Source organism: Actinophytocola sp. (genome assembly GCF_036402745.1).
Lineage (GTDB): Bacteria > Actinomycetota > Actinomycetes > Mycobacteriales > Pseudonocardiaceae > Actinophytocola.
Genome location: NZ_DASWSJ010000295.1, coordinates 16,099 through 33,630, shown reverse-complemented (window position 1 = coordinate 33,630; position 17,532 = coordinate 16,099). Strand labels below are relative to the sequence as shown.

At 72.7% G+C, this 17,532-nt stretch carries 15 protein-coding genes and 1 pseudogene; 5 read left to right on the top strand and 11 right to left on the bottom strand.

Going from position 1 to position 17,532, the window contains the following annotated elements; genetic code table 11:
- Positions 1 to 338: 338 nt before the first annotated feature.
- From VGD70_RS27800 to VGD70_RS27790, 3 genes are all read right to left on the bottom strand, one after another.
- On the bottom strand, positions 339 to 923 hold the full coding sequence (locus VGD70_RS27800; protein ID WP_331086430.1) for a regulatory protein RecX: 585 nt from the start codon (positions 921 to 923) through the stop codon (positions 339 to 341).
- A gap of 4 nt (positions 924 to 927) precedes the next feature.
- On the bottom strand, positions 928 to 1,977 hold the full coding sequence (recA, locus tag VGD70_RS27795; RefSeq protein WP_331086428.1) for a recombinase RecA: 1,050 nt from the start codon (positions 1,975 to 1,977) through the stop codon (positions 928 to 930).
- A 182-nt stretch (positions 1,978 to 2,159) separates the two neighbouring features.
- Complete coding sequence (locus VGD70_RS27790; RefSeq protein WP_331086426.1) at positions 2,160 to 2,354, bottom strand: DUF3046 domain-containing protein; 195 nt, start codon at positions 2,352 to 2,354, stop codon at positions 2,160 to 2,162.
- A gap of 35 nt (positions 2,355 to 2,389) precedes the next feature.
- On the opposite strand from VGD70_RS27790, the gene VGD70_RS27785 reads away from it, so the two are divergent.
- On the top strand, positions 2,390 to 2,512 hold the full coding sequence (locus VGD70_RS27785; RefSeq protein WP_331086424.1) for a hypothetical protein: 123 nt from the start codon (positions 2,390 to 2,392) through the stop codon (positions 2,510 to 2,512).
- Here VGD70_RS27785 and VGD70_RS27780 read toward each other — a convergent pair.
- The 4 genes from VGD70_RS27780 to VGD70_RS27765 all read right to left on the bottom strand — a co-directional run bounded on the left by VGD70_RS27780 (position 2,509) and on the right by VGD70_RS27765 (position 7,046).
- Positions 2,509 to 2,895, bottom strand: a complete 387-nt coding sequence (locus VGD70_RS27780) for a VOC family protein (RefSeq protein WP_331086423.1) — start codon at positions 2,893 to 2,895, stop codon at positions 2,509 to 2,511. The genes VGD70_RS27785 and VGD70_RS27780 overlap by 4 nt on opposite strands.
- A 1-nt stretch (position 2,896) precedes the next feature.
- A complete protein-coding gene (locus VGD70_RS27775) occupies positions 2,897 to 4,741 on the bottom strand; it encodes an Hsp70 family protein (protein WP_331086421.1) in 1,845 nt (614 codons plus the stop codon).
- A gap of 21 nt (positions 4,742 to 4,762) precedes the next feature.
- Complete coding sequence (locus tag VGD70_RS27770) at positions 4,763 to 4,951, bottom strand: hypothetical protein (RefSeq protein WP_331086419.1); 189 nt, start codon at positions 4,949 to 4,951, stop codon at positions 4,763 to 4,765.
- 73 nt (positions 4,952 to 5,024) lie between these two features.
- A complete protein-coding gene (locus VGD70_RS27765; RefSeq protein ID WP_331086417.1) occupies positions 5,025 to 7,046 on the bottom strand; it encodes an Hsp70 family protein in 2,022 nt (673 codons plus the stop codon).
- Positions 7,047 to 7,231: 185 nt separating this feature from the next.
- On the opposite strand from VGD70_RS27765, the gene VGD70_RS27760 reads away from it, so the two are divergent.
- Positions 7,232 to 11,896, top strand: coding sequence for an ATP-dependent helicase (locus VGD70_RS27760; RefSeq protein WP_331086415.1), 4,665 nt, complete (start codon positions 7,232 to 7,234; stop codon positions 11,894 to 11,896).
- 171 nt (positions 11,897 to 12,067) lie between these two features.
- On the opposite strand, the gene VGD70_RS27755 is transcribed toward VGD70_RS27760, so the two are convergent.
- Both VGD70_RS27755 and VGD70_RS27750 read right to left on the bottom strand, forming a co-directional pair.
- Positions 12,068 to 12,646 carry a dihydrofolate reductase family protein gene (locus VGD70_RS27755; RefSeq protein WP_331086413.1) on the bottom strand — a complete coding sequence of 193 codons (579 nt, stop codon included), beginning with the start codon at positions 12,644 to 12,646 and terminating at the stop codon, positions 12,068 to 12,070.
- Between the two features lie 98 nt (positions 12,647 to 12,744).
- A complete protein-coding gene (locus VGD70_RS27750; RefSeq protein ID WP_331086411.1) occupies positions 12,745 to 13,104 on the bottom strand; it encodes an excisionase in 360 nt (119 codons plus the stop codon).
- A gap of 62 nt (positions 13,105 to 13,166) precedes the next feature.
- Between VGD70_RS27750 and VGD70_RS27745 the strand changes: the two are divergent.
- Positions 13,167 to 13,622: pseudogene (locus VGD70_RS27745) on the top strand (Clp protease N-terminal domain-containing protein); the annotation flags it as partial.
- A gap of 75 nt (positions 13,623 to 13,697) precedes the next feature.
- Positions 13,698 to 14,165 carry a Clp protease N-terminal domain-containing protein gene (locus tag VGD70_RS27740; RefSeq protein WP_414638075.1) on the top strand — a complete coding sequence of 156 codons (468 nt, stop codon included), beginning with the start codon at positions 13,698 to 13,700 and terminating at the stop codon, positions 14,163 to 14,165.
- Positions 14,166 to 14,208: 43 nt separating this feature from the next.
- On the opposite strand, the gene VGD70_RS27735 is transcribed toward VGD70_RS27740, so the two are convergent.
- Positions 14,209 to 15,765, bottom strand: a complete 1,557-nt coding sequence (locus tag VGD70_RS27735; protein ID WP_331086409.1) for a carboxylesterase/lipase family protein — start codon at positions 15,763 to 15,765, stop codon at positions 14,209 to 14,211.
- 105 nt (positions 15,766 to 15,870) lie between these two features.
- On the opposite strand from VGD70_RS27735, the gene VGD70_RS27730 reads away from it, so the two are divergent.
- Positions 15,871 to 16,452, top strand: a complete 582-nt coding sequence (locus tag VGD70_RS27730) for a TetR/AcrR family transcriptional regulator (protein WP_331086407.1) — start codon at positions 15,871 to 15,873, stop codon at positions 16,450 to 16,452.
- Between the two features lie 343 nt (positions 16,453 to 16,795).
- On the opposite strand, the gene VGD70_RS27725 is transcribed toward VGD70_RS27730, so the two are convergent.
- Positions 16,796 to 17,524 (bottom strand): VOC family protein, encoded by a 729-nt coding sequence (locus VGD70_RS27725; RefSeq protein WP_331086405.1) that lies wholly within the window; start codon positions 17,522 to 17,524, stop codon positions 16,796 to 16,798.
- Between the last annotated feature and the right edge of the window lie 8 nt (positions 17,525 to 17,532).

Below are 17,532 nucleotides of genomic sequence, written 5' to 3'. Positions count from 1 at the left end.
AAGGGCAGGCCTGGCGTACCCCAATAGCGCACGCCACCCAGCCCAGCCTCTTCAGGAACAAGGTTCCAAGGCTCGCGCCCGGTCGAGGCGCGCATCGCTGCTCGCTCCGCATCGCGGGGATCAGGATCAAAGCCGCTCGCGTCGCATCGCCGGGATCCGAAAGCCAACCAACCTCGCCAACCGGAACCGGTAAAGCCCAAAGTGGCCCGTCCACAACGAAACCGCCACCCGCGTCCCAACCCGGGCGCCCTGAATCCCAACCCAAAGGCGCAGCACACTCCCCACCCCCTCGGCCCCCTCCCCCCAACCCCACCGGATCCCCACGAACCCGAGCGAACCTAAACAGGCCCATCCAACAAGTCGGAGTCCTCCCCCACAGCCCGCAGCTCGTCCCGCACCACCCGGAACGACAACCCCTCCGAGTACCCGCGGCGGGCCAGCATCCCCACCAGCTTGCGGATCCTGGCGGTCTGGTCCGGGTCGGTCATCGTGCGGATTCGTTTGCGGACCAGTTGCCGGGCGCGTTCCTCCTCGGCCTCGGCGTCCACTGTAGACACTGCCTCGGCGGCCACCGACTCCTCGACACCCTTGCGGCGCAGCTCGGTGGCCAGGGCGCGGCGGCCCAGGCCCTGGTAGGTGTGCCTGGAACGCACCCACACCTCGGCGAAGGCAGCGTCGTCGATCAGGCCCACCTCGTCCAGGCGGCTGAGGACCCGGTCGGCGACGTCTTCCTCAATCTCCTTGCGCAGCAAGGCTTGGCGCAGCTCGGCCCGTGTCCTGGGCCGGACCGTGAGCAGGCGCAGACAGAGATCCTTCGCCTGCTGGGCGGGGTCCACCTGCTCGGCGGGCGCCGCCCGGCGCTCTCCGGAGGACGAGTCGTCGCCTGTCCTCCGGTCGCCTCGCCGCCAGCGCGGCTGGGCCATCGGCTCAGAAGTCGACCGGGGCGGGGGCGGGCTCGGTGTCGTCGGTGTCGAGCTTGGCGCCGATGCCGAGCTTGTCCTTGATCCGCTTCTCGATCTCGTTGGCCACGTCGGGGTTGTCGCGCAGGAACTTGCGGGCGTTCTCCTTGCCCTGCCCCAGCTGGTCGCCCTCATAGGTGTACCAGGCGCCGGACTTGCGCAGAATGCCCTGCTCGACGCCCATGTCGATGAGCGAGCCCTCACGGCTGACACCCTTGCCGTAGAGGATGTCGAACTCGGCCTGCTTGAACGGCGGCGCCACCTTGTTCTTGACCACCTTGACCCGGGTGCGGTTGCCGACCGCCTCGCCGCCGTCCTTGAGGGTCTCGATGCGACGTATGTCCAGCCGCACCGACGCGTAGAACTTGAGCGCCTTGCCACCCGTGGTGGTCTCCGGCGAGCCGAACATGACGCCGATCTTCTCGCGCAGCTGGTTGATGAAGATGGCGGTGGTGCCGGAGTTGCTGAGCGCGCCGGCGATCTTGCGCAGCGCCTGGCTCATCAGCCGGGCCTGCAGACCGACGTGGTTGTCGCCCATCTCGCCCTCGATCTCGGCGCGGGGCACGAGCGCGGCTACCGAGTCGATGACGAGGATGTCGAGCGCGCCGGAGCGGATGAGCATGTCGGCGATCTCGAGCGCCTGCTCACCGGTGTCCGGCTGGGACACCAGCAGCGCGTCGGTGTCGACGCCGAGGTTCTTGGCGTAGTCCGGGTCGAGCGCGTGCTCGGCGTCGATGAACGCCGCGATGCCGCCCGCCTTCTGCGCGTTGGCCACCGCGTGCAGGGCCAGCGACGTCTTACCGGAGGACTCCGGGCCGTAGATCTCGACGACCCGGCCACGCGGCAGACCGCCGATGCCCAGCGCCACGTCCAGCGCGATGGAGCCCGTGGGAATGATCTCGATCGGTACGCGGGCCTCGTCGCCGAGACGCATCACCGATCCCTTGCCGAAGTTCTTGTCGATCTGGGCGAGGGCCAGGTCGAGTGCCTTCGCGCGATCGGGTGCTGCTGGTGCCATCTGAGATCCACCTTGGTTGTGTCGAGACCGTTTCGAACTCACGCTGCCGACGCTACGGTTAGGGACCGACAATTTCGGACGGTGGGGCCGATCTGTGGATCGACGACCCGGTTGTGGATAAGTAGGCTAGCCGAACGCTTGTTCGAGCGGTGGGCGACACGCCGGTTGGTATCCTGCGCGGTTCAGCGGCGCTCCGGCGGCACCTCGAAGGCGTCGCACACGGCGCGCCAGACCTCCTTGGCGGGCAGCCCGGCCTCCAGCGCCTGGTCCACCGTGCGGTTGCCCAGCACGCTGAACACGTGGTCGCGAGCAAGCATGTCGGCCCGGATCTCGCCGAACTCCTCGGCCATCATCTTGCGAAAGACGGTGATACGCATCGACACCACCCTACGAGACCGGGAGAATGCCCAGCATGTCGCTCGCCATGGACCTCTCACCGTCCAGCCTGGAGTCGGTCCTCATCGACATCGCCATCATCGCCGGGCTGGTCGTGTCGATCGTGCTGGGCGTGCAGGCGCTGCGTAACCGCCGCTAGCGCGGTTCGATGAGGTCCCAGCGGTTTCCGTACAGGTCGAGGAACACCGCCACCATGCCGTAGGGCTCGCGCCGGGGCGGCTCGGCGAACCGGACGCCGGCCGCCAGCATCCGCTCGTGGTCGCGGGCGAAGTCGTCGGTGTTCAGGAACAGCCCCACCCGGCCGCCGGTCTGGTCGCCGACGCGGGCCTCCTGCTCCGGGCCCTCCGCCCTGGCCAGCAGCAGGCCGGTCTCGCGCGAGCCGGGCGGGGCGACGACCACCCATCGCTTGCCGTCACCCAGTCCGGTGTTCTCGCGCAGCTCGAAGCCGAGCGCGTCGACGTAGAACGCGATCGCCTCGTCGTAGTCGCGCACGACGAGCGCCACCAGCCCGAGATGCGACATGTCAGGTCCCCGGCTGCACGTGCCGGGCGAAGAAGTCGGCCAGCGTGTCGGGGGTGAAGTCGTTGGACGCACGCAGGTCGGTCTTGGTGAGCCAGCCGACGAGCGGACGGTCCTTCACGGTGAACACGAGCATCCCGGTGCCGCCGCTGACCCCCGCCCGGAACCGGCCGTCGAGCCCGTTGCCGCGCCAGTCGGCCTCGACGTGGCTGCCCTCGTTCATGGTGCCGAGCTGGGTGTCGGCCACCTTCGTGGCGTCCTTCACCGACGCGACGTGGGCGTAGCTGACCTGGTAGTCGTCGGACAGCGCGCAGGACACGTCCGCGCCGGAGTCCGCCTCGGCCGGGCGGCAGGCGGCGGAGTCGGCGACCGGGCCGGCGAGCTGGCGCAGGCACTGGCTGAAGCCCTGGCCGTCGGTGTCGCCCTTCTGCTGGCAGTCCGCCGCGGTCGGCAGGTCGCTGGACGGCCGGAGCACGAACACCGCGCCGACCGCGACGATCGCGAGCACCACCACGGCGGCGATGCCGAGCCACGCCTTGCGCCGGCTGGGCCGCGGCGGAGGTCCGGGCGGGGGCGCGACCTGGCCCGGGAACGCGGCCGGCAGGGGCGGCCCCGGCTGGCGCGGCGGACCGGTGGGCGGACCTTGCTGCGGTGGACCGGTGGGCCGGCCCGTCGGCGGCCCGGTCGGTGGGCCGATCGGCGGTCCCAGGGGGCGGGCCGGGGGCGGCCCCGGCGGTGGTGTCGGCAGGCCGCCCAGGTTGCGGGTGCGCATGCTGACGCCTTCCTGCGTCACGTGGTGCGCGCCCAGGGCGACGGCGGTCTCCGGCTGGTCCAGGCTCGTCGGGACCACCCGCAGCTGCTCGGCAATCAGCGTGGCGATCAGCGGGATCCGGCTGGAGCCGCCGACGAGGTAGATGCCGGCGAGGCGGTCCGGGGACAGGCCGGTGTCGCGGATCGTGCTGGCCAGGAGCTCGACGCTGCGCAGCAGGCTGGGGCGGATCAGCGCCTCGAGCTCGACCCGGGTGACCAGGACGTCGGGGAACGGCTCGGGCAGCGGGACCTCGGTCTGCGGGTGCCGGGACAGCGACTCCTTGGCGGCCTTGACGTCCTCGGCCATGGCGCGCCGGGCCCGGCGGTCCCCGGTGGACTCGGGACGGAGTATGTGCTGCCAGCGGCTGGGGTCGCGGACGGACACCTCGCGGCCGACGTGCTCCAGCAGCGCCTGGTCGACGTCGAGGCCGCCCAGGTCGGGCAGGCCGGCCTCGGCGAGGACGGTGAACCCGTTCTGGCTGGTCCCGACGACGGCGACGTCGAAGGTGCCGGCGCCGAGGTCGTAGACGGCGAGCGCCTGGCCGGGGAGCAGGTGCTGGCCGGGGAAGGAGGCGAAGTGCGCGGCCGCGGCCACCGGCTCGGGCACGAGGACCAGCGACGGGCCGAGGCCGGCGAGGCGGGCGGCGGCGAGCAGGACGTTGCGGCGGGCCGGCCCCCACTGCGCGGGGTGGGTCAGCCGGACCTCGTCGGGCTGCGCGCCGCCGAGCTGGCGGGAGGTCTCCTCGGCGACGCGGCGCAGGACGGCGGCGAGCGCGTCGGTGACCGGCACGACGACGTCGCCGAGCAGCAGCGTGCCCTCGTCGACGCGGCGCTTGGGGTTGGGCTCGAACCGGGCGGGGTCCAGCCGGGCCCGCCGCTCGGCGTCCCGCCCGACGACGAGGTCGCCGTCATCCGCCGCGAACGCCGCCGACGGCATGGTCGCGGCCCCGTCCACCTCGACCACCCGGGGCGGCCGCCCGTGCGCCGCCAGCACGGCAACCGTGTTGGAGGTCCCCAGATCCACCGAAAGGACGGTCACAGCTCTCCCTCGCTCGGACCGCTACGCGTCCGGCAGGCTATCGAACGTCGACCCGAGGAGCGCCCGAGCCGCCGAACACGCGGCGGACGGCGTCGTCGCCGAGCCGTCCACCTCGACGACCCGCGGCGGGCGGCCGTGCGCGGCCAGCGCGGCGACCGTGTTGGACGTCCCGAGGTCCACGGACAGGATCGACACACCCAGGACTGACACAGTGTTCCCCCACCTACACCGACCGTTACGTCGAGCATGATGCCGCGCCCCCGCGGCCTCCCCGAAGAAGGGTCTACGCGCCGCCGTCGCTGCCTGGCTTGACGTGCTTGTCGAAGAAGTCGACCAGGTCGGAGCTGGACGAGTTGGCGTTGACGTCCGTGCTCAGGTGCATCAGCACACCGGCCACCGGCGAGTCCTTGACCTGGAAGACCAGCACGCCGTTGCCGTAGCCGATGTCGATGGCGTAGTAGCTGCCGGACATGCTGTCGCCGTTCCAGTTGCCCTCGTCGGCCTTGCTGCTGCCGGTGCCGAGGTTCTCGAACTGCGTCTTGATGGTGTCCATGTACTGCTTGGCCGTCTCGGCGCCGGACTGCGCGCTGCCGTCGGCCTTGTCGCTGCCGCCGAAGTGCATGTACATGACGGTGTAGTCGTTTTTCATCGTGCAGGACGCGGTGGTGGCGCCCGGCGTCTCCATGGCCTGGCCGCCCATCGGATTGGCGGCGCCCTTCTTGCACTCGTTGTTGGCCACGACCGCGCCGGCGAGCTGGCGCATGCAGCCGCTGAAGCCCTGGTTGTCGGCGGACCGGTCGTCGCAGCCGCCGGCCGCCGCCGTGCCGCCACCGCCACCACCGCCGCTGCTGCTGCCGGAGGTGGCGATGAGGATGCTGACCACCGCGATGACGAGCACCGCGACGACCGCCGTGGCGATGTACCAGCCGCGGTTGGACGTGCCGCCCGAGGCGGCATGCGGCGGCGGCCCGTACGCGGGACCGGACGCCATGACGGGTACCGGGTTGCTCGGCGGACCGGTCGGCAGGCCTGGCGGCGGGCCCTTGGGTGGCGGCGGTGGGCCCTGGATGCGCTGCGGGCCGCTGTTCGGGTACGCGCTCGGCGTGGGCGTGCCGCCGGTCGGGGGCCCGGGCGGGCCCGCGGCGGCGAACCCGCCGGTCCTCGGCGCCACCACCTGCCGGGTGCGCTGCACGTCCTCGATCGTGTTGCTGATGTCGCTGGTGCGCATGGTGACGCCCTCCTGCGGCACGTGGTGCGCGCCCAGGGCGACGGCGGTCTCCGGCTGATCGAGGCTCGTCGGGACCACCCGCATCTGCTCGGCGATGAGCGTGGCGATCAGCGGGATCCGGCTCGAGCCGCCGACCAGGTAGATGCCGACCAGCCGGTCCGGGGTCATGCCCGTGGACCGGATGGTGCCGGCCAGCAGCTCGACGCTGCGCAGCAGGCCCGGCCGGATCAACGCCTCCAGCTCGACCCGGGTGACCAGCACGTCGTCGAACGGTTCGGGCAGCGGGACCTCGGTCTGCGGGTGCCGGGACAGCGATTCCTTGGCCGCCTTGACATCCTCACGCAACGCCCGCTGCGCGCGCCGGTCAGCCGTGGACACCGGGCGCAGCAGCGACTGCCAGCGGCCCGGCTCGCGGTGCGACACCTGGCGGCCGACATGCTCGAGCAGTGCCTGGTCGACGTCGAGGCCACCGAGGTCGGGCAGGCCCGCCTCGGCCAGGACGACGAAGCCCTTCTGGGTGGCGCCGACGATGGCCACGTCGAACGTGCCGGCGCCGAGGTCGTAGACGGCGAGTGCCTGGCCGGAGGCCAGCGTCTGGCCGGGGAAGGAGGCGAAGTGCGCGGCGGCGGCCACGGGCTCGGGGACCAGCACCAGGTTGGAGCCCATGCCGGCCTGGCGGGCCGCGGACAGCAGCACGTTGCGCCGCACCGGACCCCACTGCGCGGGGTGGGTGAGCCGCACCTCGTCCGGCCGCGAGCCGCCGAGCTGGCGGGAGGTCTCGTCGTTGACCCGCCGCAGCACGCCGGCGAGCGCGTCGGTGACCGGCACGACCTGGTCGCCGAGCAGCAGGGTGCCCTCGTCGACGCGGCGCTTGGGGTTGGGCTCGAACCTGGCCGGGTCCAGCCGCGCCCGTCGCTCGGCGTCCCGCCCGACCACGATGTTTCCGTCCTCGGCGGCGAAGACCGCGGACGGCATCATGGAGGCCCCGTCCACGTCGACCACCCGCGGCGGGCGGCCGTGCGCGGCCAGCACGGCGACCGTGTTGGACGTGCCGAGATCCACCGACAGGACGTTCACGACTCTCCCCTCGTCCGACCCCGCCCAGCAGACCGCCACGGACGGTGCCCACCCTTGCTGACAGAAGATGCTGCCATGACCGACCGACACCATGGGACAGGTCCCACATATCCACCGGTCCGTCGCGGGTGTACTACGCGCGGTGACGAGCACGGGTTCAGAAATTGTCGGTGGGTCGAGGCACGATGGATTTCGTGAGTTCCAGCGTTGGTTCAGATGTGCTCGAGATGTTCTCGCCGGCCACCAGGGAGTGGTTCGCCGGCGCTTTTGCCGCACCCACCGAGGCGCAGGCCGGCGCGTGGTCGGCCGCGGCGGCGGGCGAGCACGCGTTAGTCGTGGCCCCGACCGGGTCCGGCAAGACGCTGGCCGCGTTCCTGTGGGCGCTCGACCGGCTGGCCACCCAGCCCCCGCCCGCGGAGCGCACCCGGCGCTGCCGGGTGCTCTACGTCTCCCCGCTCAAGGCGCTGGCCGTTGACGTGCAGCGCAACCTGCGCGCGCCGCTCGCCGGCATCGGTCAGGCGGCCCGCAGGCTGGGGCTCGCCGAGCCGGGCATCACGGTCGGCATGCGCACCGGCGACACCCCGGCCGACGAGCGCAGGTCGTTCGCCAGGACGCCGCCGGACATCCTGGTCACCACGCCCGAGTCGCTGTTCCTGCTGCTCACCTCCGCGGCCCGGGAGTCGCTGCGCGGGGTCGAGACGGTCATCGTCGACGAGGTCCACGCGGTCGCCGGCACCAAGCGCGGCGCCCACCTGGCGCTGTCCCTGGAACGGCTCGACGAGCTGCTGCCCAAGCCGGCCCAGCGCATCGGGCTGTCGGCCACGGTCCGGCCCATCGACGAGGTCAGCGCCTTCCTCGCCGGCACCCGGCCGGTGCGGGTGGTCGCGCCCAGGATCGGCAAGACCATCGAGATGCGCGTCGTGGTCCCGGTCGAGGACATGACCCAGCTCGACGGGCCGCCCCCGCTCGACGGCCCGGTCACCCCCGACCCGGACGCGCCGCCGCTGCCCGGCGGCATCGGCACGCTCGAGGAGCTGACCGGCGCGGGCGGCGGCACCCGAAGACCGTCGATCTGGCCCGCCGTCGAGGAGCGGGTGCTGCAGCTGGTCCGCGAGCACCGGTCCACGATCGTGTTCACCAACTCGCGCCGGCTGGCCGAGCGACTCACCTCACGGCTCAACGAGCTCGCGGCGGAGCGGCCGGTCTACCCGGTCGACGTCGGCCGCTTCCCCGCCGAGGCCATCGCCGAGTCCGGCTGGGCGGCGGGGGTCGAGACGCCCACGGTCGCGCGGGCGCACCACGGGTCGATGTCGCGCGAGCAGCGGACCTCGGTCGAGGAGGCGCTCAAGTCCGGCCGGCTGCCGTGCGTGGTGGCCACGTCGTCGCTCGAGCTGGGCATCGACATGGGCGCGGTCGACCTCGTCATCCAGATCGAGGCGCCGCCGTCGGTCGCGTCGGGCATGCAGCGCATCGGGCGTGCCGGACACCAGGTGGGCGCGGTCTCCCGCGGGGTCATGTTCCCCAAGTTCCGCGGCGACCTCGTGTCGTGCGCGGTGGTCGCCGAGCGGATGGCCGTGGGCGCCATCGAGGCCATGCGCTACCCACGCAACCCACTCGACGTGCTGGCCCAGCACATCGTCGCCATGGTGGCGCTCGAGCCGTGGTCGGTGGAGGAGCTCACCGCGCTGGTGCGCCGGGCCGCGCCGTTCGCGGCGCTGCCGCAGTCGGCGCTCACCTCGGTGCTCGACATGCTGGCCGGCCGCTATCCCAGCGAGGAGTTCGGCGAGCTGCGGCCGCGCATCACGTGGGACCGGATCAACGGCGAGCTGCGCGGGCGGCCCGGGGCTCAGCGGCTCGCGGTCACCTCGGGCGGCACCATCCCCGACCGCGGGCTGTTCACCGTCATGACCCCGGCGTCGGACAGCGGCGCCGGCTCGCGGGTGGGCGAGCTCGACGAGGAGATGGTCTACGAGTCCCGGGTCGGCGACACGTTCCTGCTCGGCACGTCGTCGTGGCGGATCCAGGACATCACCCACGACCGGGTCATCGCGGTCCCGGCGCCGGGCGAGCCCGCGCGGATGCCGTTCTGGAAGGGCGACTCACCGGGCCGGCCGCTGGAGCTGGGCCGCGCGCTGGGCAAGTTCCTGCGTGAGCTGTCGAGCATGAAGGAGCCGGCCGCCCGGCAGCGGGCGGTCGAGGCCGGGCTCGACACGCTGGCCGCCGACAACCTGCTCGCCTACCTCGCCGAGCAGAAGGAGGCCACCCGGCACGTCCCGGACGACCGAACGCTGCTCATCGAGCGGTTCCGTGACGAGCTCGGCGACTGGCGGCTGGTCGTGCACTCACCGTTCGGGGCGCAGGTCAACGCGCCGTGGGCGCTCGCCATCGGCGCGCGGCTGCGGGAGCGCAGCGGGGCCGACGCGCGGGTGGCGCACTCCGACGACGGCATCGTCATCCAGCTGCCGGACGCGGTCGACATCGACGGCAAGGACATCCTGGCCGCCGCCGAGGACGTGGTGCTCGACCCCGACGAGGTCGAGCAGATCGTGGTCGCCGAGGTGGGCGGTTCGGCGCTATTCGCCTCCCGGTTCCGCGAGTGCGCCGCGCGCTCGCTGCTGCTGCCGCGGCGCGACCCGCGCAAGCGCACCCCGCTGTGGCGGCAGCGGCAGCGGTCGGCCCAGCTGCTGTCGGTCGCGGCCAAGTACGAGCAGTTCCCGGTGGTGTTGGAGGCCATGCGGGAGTGCCTGCAGGACGTCTACGACGTGGCCGGCTTACGTGAGCTGATGTCCGACGTGCGGTCGCGGCGGATGCGGGTCGTCGAGGTCGAGACGCCGTCCGCGTCGCCGTTCGCGCGCAGCATGCTCTTCGGCTACGCGGGCATGTTCCTCTACGACGCCGACCAGCCGCTGGCCGAGCGGCGGGCCGCGGCGCTGTCGCTGGACAGCTCGCTGCTCGCCGAGCTGCTCGGCTCGGAGGCCATCCGCGAGCTGCTGGACACCGACGTCGTCGCCGAGGTCGAGCGGTCGCTGCAGCGGCTCGACCCCGGCCGGGCGGCGCGGCACGAGGAGGACGCGGCCGACCTGCTGCGCTTCCTCGGCGACCTTTCCGTCGACGAGGCGGCGCTGCGCGGGGTGCGGGCCGCGTGGCTGGCCGAGCTCGAGCGCCAGCGCCGGATCATCCGGGTGCGGATCGCCGGCCAAGAGCGGTACATGATCATCGAGGACGCCGGTCGGGTGCGCGACGCGCTGGGCACGGCGTTACCCGTCGGCGTGCCGGAGGCGTTCACCGAGCCGGTCGTCGACCCGCTCGCCGACCTGCTGTCCCGCTACGCGCGCACGCACGGGCCGTTCCCCGCCGGTGAGGTCGCGGCGCGGTTCGGGCTGGGTGTCGCGGTGGTCACCGGCGTGCTCGACCGCATGGTCGGCACCGGCCGGCTGGTGCGCGGCGAGCTGCGGCCGGGTGGCACGCACACCGAGTTCTGCGACGCCGACGTGCTGCGGCGGCTGCGCAGGGCGTCGCTCGCCAAGCTGCGTGCCGACGTCGAGCCGGTGGAGCCCGAGGCGCTCGGCCGGTTCCTGCCCGCGTGGCACGGGGTCGGCAAGCGGCTGCGCACCGCGCCCACCGCCGACGACGTGCTGTCCGTCGTGGAGCAGCTGGCGGGTGCGCCGTTACCGGCCAGCGGGCTCGAGTCGCTCATCCTGCCGTCGCGGCTGCCCGGGTACTCGCCCGCGCTGCTCGACGAGCTCACCACGGCCGGCGAGGTCACGTGGTGCGGCACGGGGTCGCTGTCCGGTGGGGACGGCTGGATCGCCCTCGCGCCAACGGATGTGGCCGACCTGTTGTTACCGGAGGTCGAGGCTGTCGTGCCGGACACGCCGCTGCACACGGCGGTCCTGTCCGCGATGGACGGTGGCGCGCTGTTCTTCCGGCAGCTCGCCGACCGGGTCGGCGCCATCCTGCTCGACGGCGGCGCGGAGGCACCGTCGGACGCGGATGTCGTTGCGGCACTGTGGGACCTGGTGTGGGCGGGGCTCGTCACCAACGACACCATCGCGCCGCTGCGCGCGCTGGTGTCCGGCCGGGGCGCGGCGCACAAGCCGCGCAGCTCCACGCCGCGCGGCCGTTACGCGCGGCTGCGTGGCGCGCGCCCCGCCATGCCCAGCCGGACCGGCCCGCCCACGGTGGCCGGCCGGTGGTCGCTGGTGGTCGCGCGAGAGCCCGACCCGACGCGCCGGGCACACGCGCGCGCCGAGGCGTTCCTGGAGCGGCACGGTGTGCTCACCCGGGGCGCGCTGGACACCGAGCGCGTCAGCGGCGGGTTCTCCGGGGTGTACAAGGTGTTGCGGGCGATGGAGGAGTCCGGCCAGATCGTGCGCGGATACGTCGTCGAGGGGCTGGGCGCGTCCCAGTTCGCCGCCCGCGGCGCCGTCGACCGGCTACGCGCACTGTCCCGTTCGGACGGCGACCTCCCCACGGGCGACAACGCGTCCCGGATCCTCGCCGCCGCCGACCCGGCCCAGCCCTACGGGGCGGCGTTGCCGTGGCCGGAGCCCATCGGCGACGGAAAGCACCGCCCCGCACGAAAAGCTGGCGCCCTCGCGGTCCTGGTCGACGGCCGTCCGGTGTTGTACGTCGAACGAGGCGGCCGCTCCCTACTGTCCTTCACCGACGAGGACGCCCACCTCCGAGCCGCTGCGGAGGCCTTGTCCCGCGCGGTGCGGGAGGGCTGGCTGGGCCAGCTGGCCGTCCAGAAAGCCGACGGAGAGATAGCCCTGACCTCAAACATGGCCGACATCCTGAGAGACGCGGGCTTCCGCGCCACGCCAAAGGGCCTACGCCTCCGCGCCTGACCTCGACGCACGCCCATACCCGCCCCGCCAAGAAAGGCGACCGCCCACCCAGCCACCCGCCAACCCCGGCGACTGCCCATCCCGGCCGTCCGCACGACCGGCGCCGCACAGCGGCCACCAGCAGCCGGCACCACGTGCCGGCCGCGCGTGGCTGGGTCAGGCGTCGCGCACTCAGGACTCCGCGCCGGAGTCGGTCTTCGTCGTCGGGGTGTAGCTCAGTACCAGCAGGCCGTTGCTGTGGGTCTCGACGCCGTTGAGGGCGAAGCGGACCTGGTCGCCGTCGCGGTAGAGCACGTCCGTCGGCTTCGCCTTGCCGGACAGCACCGGATGCAGCCAGATCCGCAGCTCGTCCAGCAGGCCGTTCGCCACCAGCAGCCGGGTGACGTCACCGTAGCCGTACTGCAGGATGTCGCCCGGCTGCTCCTTCAGCGCGCGGATCTCCGCGAGCACGTCACCGGTCTCGCCGAGCACCGCGGTGTTCGTCCAGCTCGGGTCCTTCAGCGTCGACGACACCACGTACTTCTTGATCGAGTTCATCCGGTCCGCGAACTCGTTGGTGCCCGCCTGGGCCGGCCACGCCTCGGCGAAGCCCTCGTAGGTCTTGCGGCCCATGATCAACGCCTGGCTCAGGTACAACTGCCCGACCGCGGCCCGCCGGGCCTCGGCGCCGAGGTAGTCGAAGTGCCAGTCCTGCATGTTCTGGATGTCGCCGTCGAGCGTCATGTACGTGGCGTTGACGATCTTGCCCATCGGAATCTCCTCCGCTAGCGCGCCGAGCCCGGCTCCAGTCGGCTCCTTGGCCATGCGTCGAGCGGGCGAGAGCGAAATCGACACGCCACGCGAAAAAACTATTCGCGAGCTTCCAGCGCGGCGAGCCGCAGCTCGAGCTGGTCGACCCGGCTGCGCAGCAACGTCACCTGCGCCTCGAGGCTGACCTCACGCTCCGCCCGCCGCTGAATGCGGGGCGAGCGGGCCGCGCGCTCGACCACCGCGTCGAGCGGGACCAGGCGCTGCGGACCGTTGGGACCATCGACCAAGCGGGACCTGACCTCGCCGTTCCGGTACCACGACCGCAGCGCAGAGCGGGACACCCCGGTCTCCTGCTCGGCCTGGGCAAGCGTGACCCACGGCGCCTCCTCCAGCTGCGCGAACAGCTCCAACTCGTTCTGCCAGCGCGACAGGCGGTCGTCCCACTCCGAGGCAGTCATACCGTCACCCTATCACTGACACTGTATTGACAGGGCTTTCCATACAGCGGACCATCGTCAGCATGTTCGAGAGATTCACCGACAGCGCCAGGAGCGTCGTCGTCAAGGCCCAGAGCGAGGCCAGAGACCTGCAGCACGGCCGCATCGGCACCGAGCACGTGCTGCTCGGCCTGTTCCACTCGGAGACGGGCGTCGCGGCGAACGCGCTCAGCCAGCTCGGCATCACCGCCGAGATGGTGCGCGCCGACGTCGTGGAGATCGTCGGCGTCGGCAAGGAGGCACCGAGCGGGCACATCCCGTTCAGCCCGCGGGCGAAGAAGGTGCTCGAGCTCGCGCTGCGGGAAGCGTTGCAGCTCAGCCACAACTACATCGGCACCGAGCACATCCTCCTCGCGCTCGAGCGGGAGGGCGGCGGCGTCGCGGCGAAGGTGCTCGCCGACCACGTCCCGGACATGCGGGACATCCCGCGGACCGTGAAGGCGCTGCTCGAGGCGCGCGGCAAGGCGGGCGGCGCCGGCCCGACCGGACCGAAGCGCACCACCGCGGCCAACGAGGTCGTCGCGGCGGCCGAGGCGCTCGCGGGCGGCGCGCCGATGGGCAGCCACCACCTGCTCGAGGCGCTCATCCGCGCCGAGGGCAGCATGGCGGCCACCGTGCTCGCCGAGCTCGGCGTGAGTCCGGACGCGATCGCCGACAAGGTCGACGAGATCGACGCCGACGCCACCACCGACGCCACCCCGCAGGAGACCGCCGCACGCAAGATGGAGCTGCGCGTCGACGGCGACGAGGTCCACCTGGTGTTCCGCGACGAGGGCACGATCGGCCTCACCAAGGCCGTGCAGGAGCTCACCGGCGGCGGCCCGATCCGCGCCACCGGCCCACTCGCCGGCCGGTTCGTTCCACTGTGGACACAGACGAACCAGCTGCTGATGTCGCTGCTGCAGTCGCTCAAGCCGGAGGGCGAGGCGGAGGGCAAGGACGTCGGCAAGGCGGCGCTGCTGGTCCGCCGGGTCCTGCACGACCGGCTCCGCCGCCGCCAGCCACCGGCCGACGCGAGCTGACCGGCCAGCCGCGACCCCCGCCCGGGGTCGCGGCTGCCGAGTCTCAGCGTGCGAGCCGGTGCCAGAACTCGTAGTCGTGGTCGGCCGGGAAGTCCGTGCGGTGGATGCCGGCACGGCCGGAGGCCAGCGACTGGACGTACTCGCCCTGCTGGAACGCCGGCCAGCGGGGCAGGCCACGCACACCAGGGTCGCCGCCGTGGACGAACGCGGCCCAGTAGTCGATCATCGCGTCGCGCAGCCGGGTCTGCGTGGCCGGGTCGAGGTAGTCGACCTCGAACAGGTACGGCAGCTCCAGCAGGTGGCTCGCCGCCACGGGAAAGCTCGGCCCGGGCATGCCCGGGAACCACGGCGTGTCCCGCTCGGCGAACTCGTAGGCGTGCGTCGGCACGTGCCGGGCCAGCAGCCGCAGCGTCTCGTACGTCGGCGCGGACCAGTTGCGGTCGGTGAGCACCGCGGTCAGCGCCTCGCTCGGCGAGTCGTACGCCGGCAGCGGGTAGCGCGCCTCGACCGCGGCGGCGTCCGCGCCGAACAGCTCGGCCAGCCGCACCGGGTACTCCTCGGCACTCAGCGGCGTCGCGCCCGGCACGAGCTCGAGGCCGCCCAGCCGGCCGCCCTCCTCGTCGTGGTTGCTCCCCAGCAGCACCGGCACCCAGTTGAACCGGCCGGCCGCGAGCGCCTCCGCCGGCGACCGCGGCAGCAGCGGACCGCCGACGACCGGGCGGAAGTCGTCGTGGCCGTCGCCCGCCGCGGCGACCAGGTCGGCGACCGGCACGTCCCGCAGGCAGCGGGCCGCGGTCGCCACGTCCGCACAGCCGACCGACGCCGCGAGCGCGACACCCTGCCGCGACGCGTCCTCCCGGGCGTGCGCGCCGTCGACACCGGCACAGGGCGCGCTCTGCACGATCGCCCGCTGGAACAGGCCCGCCGACCTCGGCGACGCCAGGTGCGCGCAGACGCTGTACCCGCCGCCGGACTGGCCGGCGATCGTGACGTTGCCGGGGTCGCCGCCGAACGCGGCGATGTTCTGCCGCACCCAGCGAAGCGCCGCCTGCTGGTCCTCGAGCCCGAGGTTGCCCGAGTCGCCGAGCGCGGGGTGCTGGAGGAAGCCGAGGACGCCGAGCCGGTAGTTGACCGTCACGACCACGACGTCGCCGCGCGTGGCCATCGTCGCGGCGCCGTAGCTGTCGCCGGCGCCGTAGGTGAAGCTGCCGCCGTGGATCCACACGAGAACCGGTAGCCGCCGGCCGCTCGCCGGGGTGGTGACGTTGAGGTTGAGGCAGTCGTCACCCTGCGGCTGCGCGGCGATCGGCAGGCTCGTCGGCTGCGGGCAGGCGTTGCCTTGCGCGGTCGCGTCCCTGATGTCGGGCCAGGGGCGTGCTGGTCTCGGCGAGCGCCAGCGCAGCTCGCCGGTCGGCGGCGCGGCATAGGGGATGCCCTGGAACGTCCGGTGGTCGGCCGCGACCGTGCCGCGGACCGCGCCGCTCCCGGTGCGGACGACCGCGGGGTCGCCGCCGCCGGTCGACGCCGCCGCCTGCACGCCCACGGCCGCGAGCCCGGCGAGCGCCAGCCCCACCGCGAGCCGCCTGTGAAACCCGTTCATCGCTGTCTCCTCCTGTTGGTGCGGTTGACTGTACAAACGCCTTAGGCAAATGCGCAAGACGATCGCCTAAGGCGTCCGTCCCAGACGGTTGGTAGGCTCGCGCGCATGGGAAACCGGGAGGACCTGCTCGAGGCCGCGAAGCGCTGCCTGCTCGAGAAGGGCTACGACCGCACAACGGTGCGGGACATCGCGTCGGCGGCGAAGGTCAGCATGGCGGCGATCGGCTACCACTACGGCTCGCGCGAGGCGCTGCTGAACGAGGCCCTGTTCCGCGCGATGGACGACTGGGGTGACCAGATCGGCCGCGCGCTGGCCCCGGACGCGGCGGCCGGCGACTCCCCGGCCGCCCAGTTCGAGTCGAAGCTGGCCCGGCTGGTGTCGTCGTTCGGCGAGAACCGGCAGTTCTGGCTGGCGAGCGTGGAGGCGTTCATGCAGGCGCAGCGCTCGCCCGAGCTGCGCGACCAGCTGGCCGCAGGTCAGGCGGAGGGCCGGCGGGGGCTGGCCGCGATGGTGCTGGGGGTGCCGGAGGAGGACGTGCCGGACAGCGCGGTCCGCTCGATCGGGTCGGTGCAGCTGGCGCTGATCTCGGGCCTGATGATCCAGTGGCTGACGGATCCCGACGCGGCCCCGAGTGGGGCGGAGGTGCTGGCGGGGCTGCGGACGCTGCTTGGCGTGCCGGAGAGCTGAGCGTGGCCTCCGGCCCCCGGTATCAATTCTACCGGCGGGCACCGACAGTTCCGGCCGATGTCGATCAAGCCTGTGGACAGCTTCGCGCCCCCCGAAATCGAGCCTCTCGGTGGGGTCAGACAGTTTGGCGATCAGCGAGGGGCCGACGTCTCGGCGGTCCGCGGCGGCGGGCGGCCACGATCTCGGCGGTCCGCAGCAGCCGAGGAACCCGCAGTTTCAGCGATCAGTGGCAGCCGATCAGCGCGATCGGGCGGCTGACAGGCTCGGCGATCTGTGGCCGTCGAGGGGCCGATGGTTCCCGCGGCCGGCGGGGGCCATGTCCTGGAGGCCGGAGGGCTCGGGCTCAGCGGGGGGTGAGGACGCAGAACTCGTTGCCCTCCGGGTCGGCCAGGACCTGCCAGGGGACGTCGGCCTGGCCGACGTCTGTCGGGTGGGCGCCGAGGTCGGCGAGGCGGGTCACCTCGGCAGCCACCGAACCGTCCGGGTAGGGCGCGACGTCCAGGTGGACGCGGTTCTTCACCGTGTGCGGGTCGGCGGTGCGGACGAGCTCCAGCCAAGGACCGCGGCCGTCCGGGTCGCGCAAGGACGCGAACTCCACGCCGGTGCGCTCGACCGGCCAGCCGGTGGCCGCCGACCAGAAACGAGCCAGCTCCGTGGGCGACGCGGCGGCCGCCACGATCGCGGCCACGGCGCCGGTCGACGCGTACTCCGGGCGGGGCTCGAGCACGCAGAATTCGTTGCCCTCCGGGTCGGCGAGGACGAACCACGGCACGTTGCGCTGACCTATGTCGATGCGCTTGGCCCCCAGCGCCAGCGCATGGTCGACAACGGCCATCTGCTGGTCGGGCGCGGCGCTGGCCAGGTCGAGGTGCACCCGGTTCTGGACGGTCTTCGGGTCGGGGACCGGGACGAACACCAGGTCGAAGCGCCAGCCGTCGTCGGGGGGCGCCTGCAGGTCGACCTCGTCGGCGTCCTCCAGGCTGATGTACCAACCCAGCAGGTCGCGCCAGAACCGGGCCAGCGCGGGCGGATCGGCCGCGTCGACGACCACATTGACCAGTCGCGTGGACATGATCGAGA

Coding starts and splice junctions, on each gene's coding strand:
- VGD70_RS27800 (WP_331086430.1), bottom strand. CDS start 923: ATGGCCCAGCCGCGCTGGCGGCGAGGCGACCGGAGGACAGGCGACGAC.
- recA (WP_331086428.1), bottom strand. CDS start 1,977: ATGGCACCAGCAGCACCCGATCGCGCGAAGGCACTCGACCTGGCCCTC.
- VGD70_RS27790 (WP_331086426.1), bottom strand. CDS start 2,354: ATGCGTATCACCGTCTTTCGCAAGATGATGGCCGAGGAGTTCGGCGAG.
- VGD70_RS27785 (WP_331086424.1), top strand. CDS start 2,390: ATGTCGCTCGCCATGGACCTCTCACCGTCCAGCCTGGAGTCGGTCCTC.
- VGD70_RS27780 (WP_331086423.1), bottom strand. CDS start 2,895: ATGTCGCATCTCGGGCTGGTGGCGCTCGTCGTGCGCGACTACGACGAG.
- VGD70_RS27760 (WP_331086415.1), top strand. CDS start 7,232: ATGGATTTCGTGAGTTCCAGCGTTGGTTCAGATGTGCTCGAGATGTTC.
- VGD70_RS27755 (WP_331086413.1), bottom strand. CDS start 12,646: ATGGGCAAGATCGTCAACGCCACGTACATGACGCTCGACGGCGACATC.
- VGD70_RS27750 (WP_331086411.1), bottom strand. CDS start 13,104: ATGACTGCCTCGGAGTGGGACGACCGCCTGTCGCGCTGGCAGAACGAG.
- VGD70_RS27740 (WP_414638075.1), top strand. CDS start 13,698: ATGGGCAGCCACCACCTGCTCGAGGCGCTCATCCGCGCCGAGGGCAGC.
- VGD70_RS27735 (WP_331086409.1), bottom strand. CDS start 15,765: ATGAACGGGTTTCACAGGCGGCTCGCGGTGGGGCTGGCGCTCGCCGGG.
- VGD70_RS27730 (WP_331086407.1), top strand. CDS start 15,871: ATGGGAAACCGGGAGGACCTGCTCGAGGCCGCGAAGCGCTGCCTGCTC.
- VGD70_RS27725 (WP_331086405.1), bottom strand. CDS start 17,524: ATGTCCACGCGACTGGTCAATGTGGTCGTCGACGCGGCCGATCCGCCC.